We start from the raw sequence: 14,938 nt of genomic DNA on the forward strand, positions 1-14,938 counted from the left end.
CCCCTTTTGACGGAATAAATTCTGCGCAGTGCTTGTTTGTTTGCGCCCGGCGCTCTTCGGCTAAATTTTTGCGACGCTCAAACGTCAATTCCGTAGATGGCTGTTCAAGTCCCTTCATGCGCTTTGCGCGCATTCACTCTCACGCCTGCTTTCGATGACTGTTTCCAACGCACCGCCCGTGAATGGTTCGGATCGCCCGAACAAACCCGCCACCCGTCTGCTGTTGTCGCTATTGCGGCGTTCGCGCGGCGCGCTCGCGCTCGCGCTGATCGCATGCATTGCGAATGGCGTGTCGAGCGTGCTGCTCGTCGCGACGCTCAATCGCGCGTTGAGCGCGCCCGTTGCGGCCGATCTTCCGCTCGCGCTGCGCTTCGGCGCTTGCGCGCTGGTCGCGTTGATCGCACGCATCGTGTCTGGCGTGCTGTTCGCGGGGCTCTCGCAGGACACTATGAGCCGCATGCGCGAACACGTGTCCGCGCGCGTCGCGGCCGCGGAACTGCGCGACGTCGAACGCGTTGGCGCAGCGCCCGTGCAATCGATTCTCACCGACGATGCCACTAACGTATCGATGCTCTTCTTCGCGTTGCCCAACATCGTGATGCACGGCTCGATCGTCGCGGGCTGTCTCGCGTATCTCGCTTGGCTGTCGTGGCCTGTTTGCGTGCTGGCGCTCGCCGCCATCGTGATCGGATCGCTCGGCTACCGCTTCGGCGACATTCGCGCGATCGCATCGCTCGAAGCAGCGGGCCGCGCGCAGGACCGCCTGTTCGATTATCTGGGCTCGCTGTTCGCGGGCGCGAAGGAACTGAAGCTGCATCGCGAACGCGCGCGGCAATTCGTCGATGGACAACTCGGCAGCGCGATCACCGAAGTCCGCGACCATCGACGCCGCGCGTTCGTTGCATACGCGGTCGGCGTAGGCTGGATCATCTTTCTGTTCTATGTATTTCTCGGCGCGGCGACGTTTCTGCCGTCCATCGGCGTGCATGCCGATGCGCAAGCCGCAGCGGGCTACGTGATCGTCTTTCTGTTCATGCTGGTGCCGCTCGACGGCCTGCTGAACAATCTGCCGACCGTCAACGCGGCGCGCGTATCGCTCGAACGGATCGAGCGCGTGCTTGCCGAGTTCGAAGAACCGCGGCGCACAGCGTTGCCCGCGCCCGCGTCGACCGACCAGGCCGCGGCATTCGACACGCTCACGCTGCGCGGCATTACGCACGCGTATTTTCATGAACGCGACGAACGGATGTTCCGCATCGGGCCGATCGATCTGAGCTTCAGGCCGGGTGAACTGGTCTTTATCGTAGGCGGGAACGGCAGCGGCAAGACGACTCTCGCGAAAGTGCTGACGGGCCTCTATGAACCCGAAGGCGGTGTGATCGAAGTGGATGGCTCGGCTGTTACGCGGGACACGCGACCTGCCTATCGCGAGCGCTTTTCGACGGTGTTCAACGACTTCCATCTGTTCGATTCGCTGCTCGGTATCGTCGATCCCGACGATACGAACGGCAATGCCCGCGCCGCCGCCGATGCGCGCGCCAATGCGCTGCTCGCCAAGCTCGCGCTCGATCACAAGGTTCGCGTTGACAACGGTACGTTCTCGACGCGCGCGTTGTCGACGGGGCAGCGCAAGCGTCTTGCACTCGTCGTCGCGTATCTGGAAGATCGCCCGTTCTATCTGTTCGACGAATGGGCCGCCGATCAGGATCCTTCATTCAAGGCCGTGTTTTACGAGCAATTGCTGCCGGAGCTGCGCGGGCGCGGCAAGACCGTCGTGGTGATTACGCACGATGACCGCTATTTCCCGCTTGCGGACCGCGTGCTGAAACTGGACAACGGTGCGATCGTCAATGAAACGCACGGCGTGCCGCATGCGGTTGCGGGACATGCTTCAACGCGCGCGCCCGTTGCTGCCGATGCGCCTCAGCCCAGGATGGACGCAAGTTGACGTTCTGCAATCCTTGAACGTGACGCAGTGAAAAGCGCCTTGGGACCGCAAATCCCAAGGCGCTTTGCATATGAGCGAGCCGAACAATCAGCGCGATGCCGAAGACTGCGATGACGTGGATGGCTTGACGGGAGGCAACGAAAGCAGCGCGTCCGTCAATGCATGCGACAGCTTCAGTGCCGACATCGGGCCGCCGAAGCCCCAAACATTGCGCTCGACCAGTGTCACGCGTCCATCGCGGCGCGCGGGCACGAAGCGCCATACGGGCGAATCGAGTTTCGCGTCGAGCTTCACGTCGGGGCCTGTCGCGCTCGTCAGCAGTACGCTTGTCTGCGGGCGCTTCAACAGGTCTTCCGAGGTCACGTAGCGCGTGCCTTCGCGCGTCGGTTGCGCGGGCCACAGCGTCAGGCCGAGTTGCTTTGCGACGCCGCCCGCCATGCTGTTCCCCGTGTACGCCCAATATCGGTCGGGCAAGCCGAGTTCCTGCAACAACGCAAAGTCGGCATGCGTGCGGCCTGCATCGGCGAGCCGCTTTGCGTCGCGCGCGAGCCCTTCGTCGAGTTGCCGTTCGACAGCCCGCGCCTGCATCGTGCGGCCCGTCATGCAGCCGATCGTGTCGAAGATCCGGCGTGCCCATTCGAGTTGCGTCGCCTGCACGCCGTCGAGCTTCATGTCGGGGCTGAACTGGAACAGCACGGTCGGCGCAATCGATTTCAGCGCCGCAAAGATGGGCGCATGGCGGAAGCCGACGCCGATGATCAGGTCGGGCTTGAGCGCGGCAATCGCTTCGAGGCTCGGCTCCTGGCGCGTGCCCACGTCCGGCACCGACCGCATGCGTTCGACACCATAGCCGATCCACGACGGGTAGTACGCTGTGTCGACCATGCCTGCAGGCGTGACGTCGAGCGAAAGCAAGGCCTCGGCGAACATGAATTCGAGCACGACGATGCGCTGCGGATGCACGGGCAGCGTATCGCTCGCCTGCGTCACAGTGGGATTCGACGACAGCGGCGTACACGCGGCCGCCGCTGTCGCTTCCGGCGTGCGCGTCACATCCGTTGCGCCCGCCGGGCAGGCAAACGCGACGCATGCAGCGCATACGGTCGCGCGCAATGCCCGCTTCATCGTATGCCTTCTTGCAAGGCGAGCTCTTCGTCGCTCATCGTGAGTAGTAGCGGGCAGCTCGCACACAGTTGATCTTCTCCGGGAATTTCATAACGGACGCAGCAAACGCGGCGCGCGCGGAACGGCGCGGGCAGCAGCGTCGAGCGCGGCATCACGTCGCGAACGGGCGTGCGCAGCGGGTTCGGCTCGTCGCCGCCGAACAGGACGCGCGATTCGAACAGCCACGCTGCATCGCGCTCAGCACCCGGCACGGCTGCGCACCGTTCGAACAGCGAGTCGAGCAGATTGCCGACATTGCTCCACAGCACGCGCGGCGCGATCTTCGTCATGCTCGCAATCATGTCGATCACGCCGCGCAGTTGCTCACCGACAAGCGATGCGTAACGTCGTGCGGGATCGTCTGTCGGCTCGCCGGGTGCATCGTGCGGAAGATACAGCGCTTCGGGCATGCCTTCGTTCAGCAGCAACACGCAGCGTTCGGGCGCCATGTCGAGCGGCCGCCGCAGAACAAGCGCGGACACCAGCGCAGCCGGCACAGCGAGCCCGAAATAGTATTTGCTCCACTGCGATAACAGCGCACGCGCGTGACGGTCGGCATCGCCGCCGTAGCGCAGCGTCATTGCGCCGAGGATCGCTTCGCGTTGCGTCGCGAGCCCGGTGAGCGGCACGCGCACTTGCATGCCTTCGCCAGTGCGCCGCGCCTCGGCAGGCATACCGAGCCATACGCGTTCGACATACGCGGCGTATGGCGTATCGGCGACGAACGTAGCGAACGGTTTCGCATCGGACGACATTGTCATCGCCCGCGCTTGCGTTCGCGCCTTGCCTGCACGATCAGCAACGCAAGCAGATACGGCGCGCCGATCAATGCAGTCAGCACGCCCGCTGGAATTTCGCGCGGCGCGAGCAGCGTGCGCGCGCCGATATCGGCGGTGGCGAGAATCGCCGCGCCGCACGTCGCCGCAAGCCACAGGCGCATACGGTGCGCGCGCGCGCCGAGCATGGCCGCCAGATGCGGAGCCATCAAGCCGACAAAACCGATCGGTCCGACGGCCGCAACGGCCGCACATGCGGCGATGGTCGCAACCGTCAGCGCGAGCGGACGCAGCAGCGCGACTGGCAAGCCGAGCGACGCAGCCTGATCGTCGCCGAGCGCGAGCAGATCAAGTGGACGCGCGAGCAGCGCGAATGCAGGCAGCGTGACGGCACACCACGGCAACAGCGCGAGCACATCGCTCCAGCTGCGGCCATACGTGCCGCCCACCAGCCACACGACAAAGCGCGCGGGCTGCACGCTTTCCTGCACGATCACCCATTGCGCGAGGGTCGTCCATAGCGTGCCGACCACCAGTCCCGTCAACGCAACGGCAAACGGTGCATAACGCGTGCGCCGATTCAATGCGAGGATCGCGACGAGCGTGACGCCGCCGCCGGTCAGCGACGACACCGCAATGGCCGCGTGCGCAGCGAGCGGCGAGAACAGCAGCGCGACGAGCGTCGCCAGCGATGCGCCTTGTGTGACGCCGAGCACCTCGGGCCCCGCGAGCGGATTGCGCACGACGCTTTGCATCAGCACGCCGCTCGCCGCGAGCATCGCGCCCGCAAGCAACGCACATACGGCACGCGGCAAGCGCAGATCGAGCAGCATGCGTGCGACGGCGTCATCGCCGTTCAACGCAGCGAGCCAGCGCGAAGGATCGAGTGTCGTCGGGCCGAATGTGCCCGCGACGCAGATCGACACGACAGCCACTGCGGCGACGATCAACGCAACACCGAATGGCGAAAGCCCCGCAATCCAGGCGGTAAAACGGCTGCGTGCCGTTTGTGCGGCTGCGTCCGAAGTGTGTGCGAGCGCCGACGTCCACGCGCCTCCGTGGCGGATCATCGCGAGCATCAAAGGCGCACCGACGACGGCAATCGCGACGCCTGTCGAGAGCGTGCCATCGAGATCGAGCGCGAGCACCATGCTGTCGGTCGCCAGCACGAGCAACGCGCCGACCAGCGCGGACAGCGGCGCAAGCGCGGCAAGACGCGTCGAGTGCGAACCGCGCAGATGGCGCAGCAGATTCGGCGCGATCAGCCCTACGTACGACATCGGCCCCGCGATACTCACGGCCACGCTCGCAAAGCCGACGGCGACCAGCAACGCATAAAAGCGCGCCGCATCCACGCGCACGCCCACAGCCAGCGCGGCATCATCGCCGAGTGAAACGGGATCGAGCGGACGCACGACGAAGGGCAGCGCCGCGAGCGGCAGCATCAGCCAGAGCACGGCTGTCAGCAGCCCGTGCGCGCCAGGTTGATAGAGACTGCCGCTCGCCCACAACGCGACGCCCGCGATGCTCTGCTCGAAGAACGCGAGTGTGAGCGTCGAGACGGCAGAAAACAGCAGCATGCAGACGCTGCCCGCGAGCACCATGCGCAATGGCGTTGCGCGCCAGCCTCCCGCCGCTGCCGCGACGCACGCCGAGGCAAGCAGACCGCAGCCGAACAGCAACGGCACCGACGCCGTGCCCGCCAGCGCGGGAATCAGCATCGCGGCAAGCAGGCCGAGCTGCGCGCCGCCCGTGATGCCCAGCAGGTCCGGCGAAGCAAGCGGATTGCGCGTCAGCGCCTGAAACAACGCGCCCGCTATACCAAGGCACGCGCCCGCGACGATCGCTGCCAGCACGCGCGGCACGTGCAGATTGAAAAGCAGCACCTGCGCGAGCGCATTGTCGTCGCTGACGTGCGCTGCATTCGACGTTGCAGCGTGCAGCAACATCGTCAGATCGGGCGCGATGCGCAGCGCCGCGACAATGACGAGCAATGCGGTCAGCGACACCGCGAGCACGCCGACGCGGCCTCGCTGTGCGTCGCGCCAGCGCGGCTCGGCGCGCTGCATCCGCTTTCGTGCGGCAAGCGTGGTCATGCGGCGAGGTTCCTGTCGTCTGCGGACGCGCTGATCGCTTCGTCGCTCCCGGGATGCGCGGGCACGCACATCGGCGCGCCCGTCTGCGGATGCGCGATGCGCAGCATCGGCACGTCGAAGGTCGCTTCGAGATGCTGCGGGTCCATGATCGCGTCGGGCGTGCCCTGCGCGACGATGCGGCCGCCGCGCATCAACACGATTTCGTCGCTGTATGCGGCGGCCTGATTCAGATCGTGCAGCACCCAGACGATGGTCAGACCGCGCTCGCGATTGAGCCGGCGCAGTTCGCCGAGAATGTCGAGCTGATGATGAATGTCGAGATACGTGGTCGGCTCATCGAGCAGCACGATGGGCGCGCGTTGCGCGAGCGCCATTGCGATCCACGCACGTTGCCGCTCGCCACCGGACAGCGCGGCGACGTCGCGTGCGGCATCGTCGGCAATACCGCTTGCGGCGAGCGCATCGTCGATCGCCGCGTGGTCCTCTTTCGACAAGCCGCGCATCCAGCCGCCGTGCGCGTAGCGTCCGTAAGCAACCAGTTCGCGCACGGAGAGACCGGCGGGAATCTGGTTGAACTGCGAGAGCATCGTCAGCGTGCGCGCAAGATCGCGCCGCCGATATGACACGAGCGGTTTGCCCGCCACCGTCACTTCGCCCGCAAGCGGCGGTTGCAAACCGGCGAGCGTGCGCAGCAGCGTGCTCTTGCCGCATCCGTTCGGCCCGCACAATGCGGTCACGCGATTCGCGCGGACATCGATGTCGAGCGAATCGATCACGACGTGATCGCGATACCCCACCGTCAGCGAGCGCGCCGACAGCGCCATGTTCGAACTGCTCTTCATCGTCAGGTGGCGGTCGCGGGTGTCTTCGTCAGTTGCGCATTCGCCGGCGCGCTATAGCTTTCCGCCATCGCGACGACGACCTTGCGCGGACCTTCGAACGGATCGCGCGCGTGCGCGGTCAGCATGTTGTCGAGCATCAGCACATCGCCGCCCGCCCACGGAAACACGATGCGCTGCTGTTCCAGCACGCCGCGAATTTCCGCGAGCGCATCGGCTTCGAGCGCCGCGCCATCGCCGTAGTAGACATTGCGCGGCACGTTTTCGATTCCCACTGCATCGACGAGTGCTTCCTGCATGTCTTCATCGAGCGCGGACAGATGGAACAGATGCGCCTGGTTGAACCACACGCGATCGCCCGTGCGCGGATGCACCGCAACCGCCTGGCAAAGTTCGCGCGTGCGCAGCAGCATGTCGCCGTCGTCGCCTTCGCGCCATTCGCATTCGATGCCGCGCGCCGCGCACATCGCATCGACGGCCCGTGGATCGTCGGTGCCGAACGCCTGTTGCCACGGCAGATCGAGCCCCTGTCCGAAGTTGCGCACGTACAGCAGTTCGCGCCGCGCGAAGCGTTCGATCAATGCGGGATCGAGCGCGCGGTAAATCGCGCGGCTGTCGGCAATCGGCGTCGCGCCACCGGCACGCGCAGCGAGTGCGCAATGGAACCAGATCCGCAACGGCCATTCGCGCGTGTACGACTGCTCGTTGTGCAGCGGAATCGAGCGATGCGGCGGATATTCGGTCGACGTGTACACGGCACCTTCGACCTGGCTGCGCGGCGTCGACGCGAATTCATAGCCGATCAAAGGCGAACCGCATGATGCGGCGAATTGCTGGAACGTATCGATCGACGGCACGGCGAAGCCCGTGAACAGCACGCCGCCCGCGCGCTCGATGCAGTTGTTCGCGATGTCGCGCAAGAGCGGCGCGGCAGCTTCGAGCGTCAGCGCGGAGCCGCCACGCGGTGAAACGATAGTCGGCAGGCCGGGCTCGATGCGCAGGTCGTCGAGAGTCGGGAGAGTCGCTGTCATGACGTGTCCTCAGTTGCAGGCCGCACCGGTCACGCACGGCATGCGTTGCGCGCTCAGCGCGCGTTCGACGCGGCGTCCATGTGACGGCGCAGGCTCGCGGGACGCATATCCGTCCACACGCTTTCGATATGTTCGAGGCACGCGGCTTTGGGCCCGCGTACGCCGACTTCGCGCCAGCCTGCGGGCACGTCGCGGAACGTCGGCCAGATCGAATACTGTTCTTCGTCGTTGATGACGACGGTGTATTGAACGTCGTCCTGTGCGTCTTGATGCGTGTTCTGGGTCATATCGTGTGTGCTTGCTTATCGGATGAGATGCAGTTGAACGTTTGCCTTCGCCGGTTCACGAGGCCGTCATCTGCTTGACGTTCGACGCGCAGGTTTTTTTACTGCGCCCTGCCGTCTTCGCGTACGCGACGTTCTTTGCGCCCGCGTGCATGCACTCCGCGCAATGCTGCGCGGCGTCGCGGACCATGAAGTGCACGAGCGTCTGCGAAACATTCAGGGCGCGCGCCGTTTCCTGCAGCGTTTCCTCGCGCAGACGCACACGCTCGAATGCACTGCGCGTGCGTTCGGGCAATTGCGCGAGTGCGTCGAAGGCGTGGCGCAACGAGTCGCGCGTCACGAGCGCGGACTCGGGCGTGGGTTCCGGCGACGGCACATCGAGTCCATCTTCCTCGCACGTGTGCCATGTGTTTTCGAGCGACTGCCGGCGGCATGCGTCGATCGATGCGTTGCGCACCATGCGCGCCACGTAAGCCTGCGGCTGACGCACATCGTCCTGATTCGGGAAGCCCGTGAGCTTGATGAACACGTCATGCACGACATCCTCGGCGCGGCTCGAACAGCCGACAAACGAACGCGCCAGCTGAATCAGCGAGCGCCGGTTTTCGATCAGCACGTCGAGCAGCAATCCTTCGCAACCGGAATCGCGACGCGAGCGGACCGCACGCGGTTCGGCGGGCATGCGGGCAGCACGCACGGGCGGCTCGCGATCGATGTCGTCCAGTGCTCCCGGTGCGAATGCCGCCGGATGACGGTCCATCCGCGCCGCAAAACTCGCCATTGATTCAGCCATCGACTCGTCTCCATCTTGCTATCGATCAGATGGAAGCGAATCTAACGTAAACGCGAATCATTCTCAATCAATTCGCCGTCGATTCTTATTATTTTGGGTGACATTTATGCCTGATGAGTCGCTTTGAGACCGGGCGATGCAGGCCGCATAGCCTTGCGGGGCTTGAATCCCCGCCGCCAGTAAGTTTCGGACAGCATCCGGGCGCTGCGTAACAGGCACGAAGCCGTCGACGGCCGCCGGAAAGGACGGTTAGTTGCGCGAGATGCTCCGAGATCCCGACGCCCGCTGCCTTGAGGGGCGCTTCTCGCAGGCGCAGAGAGTGTCTGGTCAAAAGCGAAATCGGCCCGCCACAACGCGACGTCGTGCGGGCCGGGATGCGGCACAGGAATACAGTCAACAAGGTGCATTCGATACACCAACGCTCACGCAGCCCAATGCTGCCTAAGCGTTGACGAACGAGCGGCGCGATTCTTTACTGCCTTGCGCGCTGCGCCGGCACGCCGCGCAGCAACGCAATGCCGCTCATGAACAGCAAGGCGGTCAGCAGATACAGCGCATCGTCCATGCTGCCCGTCCGCGTCTTGATGATCCCGATCACCCATGGGCTCACGATGCCGCTCGTTATGCCGATGCTGCTGATCAGCGCAATGCCGGCCGCAGCCGTCTTGCCCGACAGATAACCGGACGGCACCGTCCAGAAGATTGGCAGCGCGGCGAAGATCAGCACGGCGGCAATCGAAAGAATGCCGAGCATCGCGGCAAAGCTGCTCAGATGCAGCGTCAGCAGCGAAAGCGCGATGCCGCCGCCGATCGTGCAGGCCGCGAAGTGCTTGCGCCGTTCGCCGTGACGGTCCGAATGACGCGCAATCAGAATCAGTCCGACCGCGCCGACCGCATTGGGAATCACCGTGTACAGGCTGATCCACAGCACGTCGTGCACGCCGAAATCGCGGATCATCAGCGGCATCCAGAAGTTGAGCGTCAACGACGCGCACGTCAGCGAGAAGTAGATGAACGCGAACAGATAGACGCGCGGGTTGCGCAATGCATCGATGAACGCGCGCGACGAATGCGAACTGGCAGGACGATGTTCCGCATCGCGTTGTGCAAGCAGATGCGTCTTTTCCTGCTGCGTGAGCCACTTCGCCTGTTGCGGGCCATCGACGAGCAGGAACAGCGCAAGCACACCGCAAATCAGTGCGGGCGCACCTTCGATCGCGAACATCCATTGCCAGCCGTACAGGCCCATCACGCCCGCCATATCGCGCATGATCCAGCCGGAGACGAGACCGCCGAGCACGCCCGCCACCGCGACGCCCGCAAAAAAGATCGACAGGATCACGGCGCGCCTTTGCGCCGGATACCAGTACGTCAGGTACAAAACGATGCCCGGAAAGAAGCCCGCTTCGAAGACGCCGAGCATGAAGCGCAGCAGATAGAAATGCGAAGGTTGCGAGACGAACATCATGCACACGGACGCAGTGCCCCACAGCAGCATGATCCGCGTGAACGTGCGGCGCGCGCCGAAACGCGCGAGCAGCATGTTGCTCGGCACTTCGCACAGCACGTAGCCGATATAGAAGATGGCTGCGCCAAGTCCGTACATCGCATCGCTGAAACCGAGATCGTGCTTCATCTGCAACTGCGCGAACCCGATGTTGATGCGATCGAGAAACGAAATGACGTAGCAGAGAAACAGAAACGGCACGATGCGCAGCGTGACCTTGCGATACAACGCGTTGTCGTCATGTTGCGCGGCGGCAGACCCGTCCGGCTCGTAGGCATGCGTGATTGACTGACTCATCAAAGATCTCCAGGCAATGCGGGTCCAACGGACCCATGGGGTCCGGCATCTGTTGCGCCGTGTTGTCAGGGAAGACGGCTCGCTTCGTTTAGCGGGCGAGCCGTGAAAGGTCAGGCCGCGACGCGCGGAGCGTCGGCTGTATGTTGCGCGGCGGCTGTGCCGTGTTGATCGACGCCTTCGCGCGCGTATCGGATCGCTTCCATCAATGTCGCGTAATCGCCGATATGATTCGCAAGCAACAGAATCAGTTGCGCGTTCGCCGCCTGGCTTTGCGCTTCGTCGAAGTCGCGATGCATGTCGATCAGCGCTTCGTAGAAGTCGTCGGGCTGCGTCAGGTTGAGTTGGGTGATGAGTGCCACGGTCGTCTCCAATGTCTTTATCCGTATGCGCCGCTGCGTTCAGGCAATGCCTTCGACACATAGCGCCCGCTTCAGCGCGGCATCGACACGCGCGGCATCGAGCGTGCGCCAGCGCGCGCACACATGCTGGTCCGGGCGAATCAGATAGAACGTCCCGGGCGTCGCGTCATAACGCGACGCAGCCAGTCCCTCCGCATCTTCGAGCACGACGGCATCGCTCAATTCGTGCGCGATCTCGCGCACGCCATGCGGGGTGACGAGGATCAGCTTCAACGGAATCGCGCCCGTTTGCAGCGTCTTCAGCGTGCGCTGGGTCGCCGCGTCGATGCTGTTTTTCTCGCAGAACAGAACGACTGTAAACGCGTCGCCGAGTTGCGCCAGCAGCCACGCGGGCCCGCCGCGCAACGCAACGGGTGCATCGACACACGAAGCGCCGGGCACCATCTTGCCTTCGAAACTGTCGCTATCGGCCGTGTTGAGCGCCGAGTCGTGCAGCACGGCAGGCACCGAAAGCCGCCCGCTGTTCGCGAGCGAGCGCGCGAACGCATGCTTGCGCGCAAGCTTCAGTACTGCGTCGCGGAACGTGCGGCTGACGGGCGATTTCGGCGTGATGAAATCGGTGGAGCGCGTCGAGTTGCGGATGTTCTCGTCGGCGGCGTACTCGCGCTCGCTCGCATAGGTGTCGAGCAATGCGTCCGGCGCGCGGCCATCCAGCACCATCGCGAGCTTCCACGCGACGTTCTCCGCGTCCTGAAAACCGCTATTGGCGCCGCGCGCGCCGAACGGCGAAACCAGATGCGCCGCGTCGCCGACGAACAGCACGTTGCCATGCCGGAAGCGCTCCATGCGCAAACACGAGAACGTGTACACGCTCACCCATTCGAGTTCGAACTTGACGTCCGGCCCGAGCAGCGCGCGCACGCGCGGCAGCACACGTTCCGGCGTTTTCTCCAGTGCAGGGTCCGCGTCCCAGCCGAGCTGGAAGTCGATACGCCACACATTGTCTGGCTGTCGATGCAGCAACACCGACTGGTTCGGATGAAACGGCGGATCGAACCAGAACCAGCGCTCGCTCGGAAACTCCGCTTCCATCTTCACATCGGCGATCAGAAAGCGGTCCTTGAAAACACGGCCTTTGCTGTCGAGACCCATCATGTTGCGCACGGGGCTGCGCGAGCCGTCGGCGGCGACGACATACCGGCCGCACAACGGATATTCGCCTTCCGGTGTTTCGATGGTCAGCGTGACGAATGCATCGGCGGAACCGGGTTCACCGTGCTGCTGCAAGCCGACCACCTTGCTCTTCCAGCGGATGTCGATATTTGCCAGCGCCTGCGCGCGTTCGAGCAGAAAGCCCTCGACGTAATACTGCTGCAGATTGATGAACGCCGGCCGGTGATGTCCCGCTTCCGGCAGCAGATTGAACGTGTACACCAGTTCGTTTTGCAGGAACACCTTGCCGACGTTCCAGCTGATGCCCTTGTCGACCATACGGTCGCCGCAGCCGAGGCGGTCGAAGATATCGAGCGAACGCTTCGAAAAACAGATTGCACGCGAACCTGTTGCAAGCGAACAATCGTCGTCGACGAGCACGACGGACACGCCGTGCTGCGCGAGATCGATTGCCGTCGCGAGACCGACAGGCCCCGCGCCGACCACGATCACAGGATGCCGCGCCGCGTCAGCCGCTGCATTCTGCTCGGCGCAGCGCCGGTATTCGAACGACAAGGTCTGGTAGTTGATGCTGCTCATTCTGCTGTCTCCATCCATCTGCGCTGTGTTTGTGCTGCGAGATCAGGCCTGCAGCGCGTCCCACATGTCCTTGTCGCGCTGCGCGGTCCAGATGCGCGGATGCGTGATGCCGCTCGCTTCGTCGAATGCACGCGACACGTCGAACGGCAGGCAATGTTCGTAGATGAAGACATGGCCGAACTTCGGGTCCATCGCCTTGCGCGCGTGCGCCATCGCGGCCTTCAGATCGAGCTTGTCGGCGACGGCTTCGCGGCCGCTTTGGAGCAGCGTCGTGACGAAGTCCTTCGTATAGTCGAGGCCCTTGTTCACGTCTTCGGGCGTGGTCAGCGCGGGGCCGCGGCCCGGCACGAGCTTCTCCGCGTTGAGCGCGCGCAGCGCTTCGAGCGTCGCGGGCCACTGTTCGAGCTGCGCGTCGCCGCAATAGCAGGCGGCGTCGTATTCGACGAGATCGCCCGAGAACAGCACCTTCTGCGACGGCAGCCACACGACCGTGTCGCCCTTCGTATGCCCTGCGCCCAGATGCGCGATGCGCACTTCGAGCTTGCCGAGGAACAGCGTGATTTCCTTCTCGAACACGAGGGTCGGCCACGTGAGCCCCGGCACCGTTTCGACGCCGGCAAAGAGACGCGGAAAGCGCTCGATCTCCGATTTCATATCGGCTTCGCCGCGCTCGACGATCATTTCATATGTGCCCCGGCTCGCGATGATCTGCTGCGCGCCTTCCTTGAAATACGCGGACGCGCCGAGCACGCGCACCGCGTGGTAGTGCGACAGCACGACGTATTTGATCGGCTTGTCGGTGACGCTGCGGATCTTCTCGATCAGGTCTTGCGCCATGGCGGGCGTCGCGGTGGTGTCGACGATCAGCACGCCGTCGTCGCCGATGATCACGCCTGAGTTCGGGTCGCCTTCAGCCGTGTATGCGTATGCGTTGTCGGACAGTTGCGTCCACGTGATCTTCTTTTCTTCGAGGTCGGCTTGCGATGCGAATGCCTTGGCCATGCTCGTCTCCGTCAAATTGAGGGGATGCAGGGCGAGACGGCGCGCGCGGGCGCAGCGGTGATGCGTGTCTCGCTCTGTCTGGTTGGAATCATGTCCGGCGACTGTTAGCCCGGAGTGATTTCATCTTAGACTCTGCCAGATATTTGTCAATGACTAAACGTGTCGCTATACGTTAATTCAGAGTTAACCCTGGCTGCGGCGTTATCAGGATTGGCGGGATCGCGGTTGCAAGCGGCCGTCGTTTAACATGGACCTTTTTTCGACCCTGATGGGCGGCACGAGCGGTATGGCGAAGACAGCAAAAGACGGCGAGACGGGCGCGGGCAAGCCGCAGCGCGGCATCCAGAGCGTCGAGGTCGGCGGACGGGTGCTGCATGCGCTCGCGACATCCCGCGTGCCGCTCGCGCTGTCCGATCTCGCCGCCAGCGCAGACATCGCGCCCGGTCAGGCGCATGCGTATCTCGTGAGCCTGACGCGGCTCGGCCTGATCAAGCGCGACGAGTTGACGGGCCGTTACGAACCGGGACCGCTGTCGTTGCGGCTCGGTCTGATGCAACTGGCGAACCAGCCGGCGTTTCGCGCGGCCGTCCCGCGGGCAGGCGCGCTCGCCGAGGCGGTCGGCTTCAGCGTCGCGATCTGCACGAAGGGCCCGCAAGGTCCGACCATCGTCCGCTATGAGCACGCGGGTTTTCCGCTGCATGTGAACCTGCATGTGGGCACGGTGATGTCGTTGCCCGCCACGTCGACGGGACGTTTGTTCTGCGCGTTCCTCGCACCCGATGCGCTGCAGGCCATGTGGACGAACCAGTCTGGCGGCACGGGCGATATGGTCGCGCCTGCCGATCGCCCGGCATTCGACGCGACGCTCGGCGGGATTCGCGAGCGCGGCATCGAACGTGGCATCGATGCGCCGAGTCCTGGCATCAGCAGTCTTGCCGTGCCCGTGTTCGACGCAGAAGGACAGTTGTGCCTTGCGTTGACGGTGATCGGACCGAGCGGCGCAATCGATGTGGGGTGGGACGGCTCGATCGCACGCGCGCTTCTGGATACGGCACGTGAAATTGGCGCGGACATTGCGTCGTCGACATGA

The 14,938-nt window shown here is 64.2% G+C and carries 13 protein-coding genes; 2 read left to right on the forward strand and 11 right to left on the reverse strand.

Annotated features, from left to right (window positions below):
• The first annotated feature begins 154 nt into the window (after positions 1 to 154).
• Positions 155 to 1,948, forward strand: coding sequence for a cyclic peptide export ABC transporter (locus FRZ40_RS22180; RefSeq protein ID WP_147235592.1), 1,794 nt, complete (start codon positions 155 to 157; stop codon positions 1,946 to 1,948).
• Positions 1,949 to 2,035: 87 nt separating this feature from the next.
• Here the strand turns inward: FRZ40_RS22180 and FRZ40_RS22185 are convergent, their stop codons facing one another.
• The 11 genes from FRZ40_RS22185 to FRZ40_RS22235 all read right to left on the reverse strand — a co-directional run bounded on the left by FRZ40_RS22185 (position 2,036) and on the right by FRZ40_RS22235 (position 13,848).
• Complete coding sequence (locus FRZ40_RS22185) at positions 2,036 to 3,073, reverse strand: ABC transporter substrate-binding protein (protein ID WP_147235593.1); 1,038 nt, start codon at positions 3,071 to 3,073, stop codon at positions 2,036 to 2,038.
• Positions 3,070 to 3,867, reverse strand: a complete 798-nt coding sequence (gene fhuF, locus FRZ40_RS22190) for a siderophore-iron reductase FhuF (RefSeq protein ID WP_420873894.1) — start codon at positions 3,865 to 3,867, stop codon at positions 3,070 to 3,072. The genes FRZ40_RS22185 and fhuF overlap by 4 nt, the downstream gene beginning before the upstream one ends.
• Positions 3,868 to 3,869: 2 nt before the next feature.
• Entirely contained in the window at positions 3,870 to 5,984 is a 2,115-nt protein-coding gene (gene fhuB / locus FRZ40_RS22195; protein ID WP_147235595.1) for a Fe(3+)-hydroxamate ABC transporter permease FhuB, read from the reverse strand.
• On the reverse strand, positions 5,981 to 6,826 hold the full coding sequence (locus FRZ40_RS22200; protein ID WP_147235596.1) for an ABC transporter ATP-binding protein: 846 nt from the start codon (positions 6,824 to 6,826) through the stop codon (positions 5,981 to 5,983). Before FRZ40_RS22200 ends, fhuB begins: the two co-directional genes overlap by 4 nt.
• Positions 6,827 to 6,828: 2 nt before the next feature.
• Complete coding sequence (locus tag FRZ40_RS22205) at positions 6,829 to 7,854, reverse strand: TauD/TfdA family dioxygenase (protein ID WP_147235597.1); 1,026 nt, start codon at positions 7,852 to 7,854, stop codon at positions 6,829 to 6,831.
• A 53-nt stretch (positions 7,855 to 7,907) separates the two neighbouring features.
• Positions 7,908 to 8,141: an MbtH family protein gene (locus FRZ40_RS22210; protein WP_147235598.1), complete on the reverse strand. Its 234-nt coding sequence runs from the start codon at positions 8,139 to 8,141 to the stop codon at positions 7,908 to 7,910.
• Between the two features lie 55 nt (positions 8,142 to 8,196).
• On the reverse strand, positions 8,197 to 8,931 hold the full coding sequence (locus tag FRZ40_RS22215; protein ID WP_028363748.1) for an RNA polymerase factor sigma-70: 735 nt from the start codon (positions 8,929 to 8,931) through the stop codon (positions 8,197 to 8,199).
• 472 nt (positions 8,932 to 9,403) lie between these two features.
• Positions 9,404 to 10,735: an MFS transporter gene (locus FRZ40_RS22220; protein ID WP_147235599.1), complete on the reverse strand. Its 1,332-nt coding sequence runs from the start codon at positions 10,733 to 10,735 to the stop codon at positions 9,404 to 9,406.
• A gap of 110 nt (positions 10,736 to 10,845) precedes the next feature.
• The gene (locus FRZ40_RS22225; RefSeq protein WP_028363750.1) at positions 10,846 to 11,094 is read right to left on the reverse strand and encodes a DUF2783 domain-containing protein; all 249 of its coding nucleotides are present in this window, start codon (positions 11,092 to 11,094) and stop codon (positions 10,846 to 10,848) included.
• Between the two features lie 39 nt (positions 11,095 to 11,133).
• A complete protein-coding gene (locus FRZ40_RS22230) occupies positions 11,134 to 12,846 on the reverse strand; it encodes an FAD-dependent oxidoreductase (protein ID WP_147235600.1) in 1,713 nt (570 codons plus the stop codon).
• Positions 12,847 to 12,888: 42 nt separating this feature from the next.
• Positions 12,889 to 13,848 carry an MBL fold metallo-hydrolase gene (locus tag FRZ40_RS22235; protein WP_028363752.1) on the reverse strand — a complete coding sequence of 320 codons (960 nt, stop codon included), beginning with the start codon at positions 13,846 to 13,848 and terminating at the stop codon, positions 12,889 to 12,891.
• 247 nt (positions 13,849 to 14,095) lie between these two features.
• On the opposite strand from FRZ40_RS22235, the gene FRZ40_RS22240 reads away from it, so the two are divergent.
• Positions 14,096 to 14,938 carry an IclR family transcriptional regulator gene (locus FRZ40_RS22240; RefSeq protein WP_147235601.1) on the forward strand — a complete coding sequence of 281 codons (843 nt, stop codon included), beginning with the start codon at positions 14,096 to 14,098 and terminating at the stop codon, positions 14,936 to 14,938.

Origin of the sequence: Paraburkholderia azotifigens (genome assembly GCF_007995085.1) — a bacterium.
Classification (GTDB): Bacteria; Pseudomonadota; Gammaproteobacteria; order Burkholderiales; family Burkholderiaceae; genus Paraburkholderia; species Paraburkholderia azotifigens.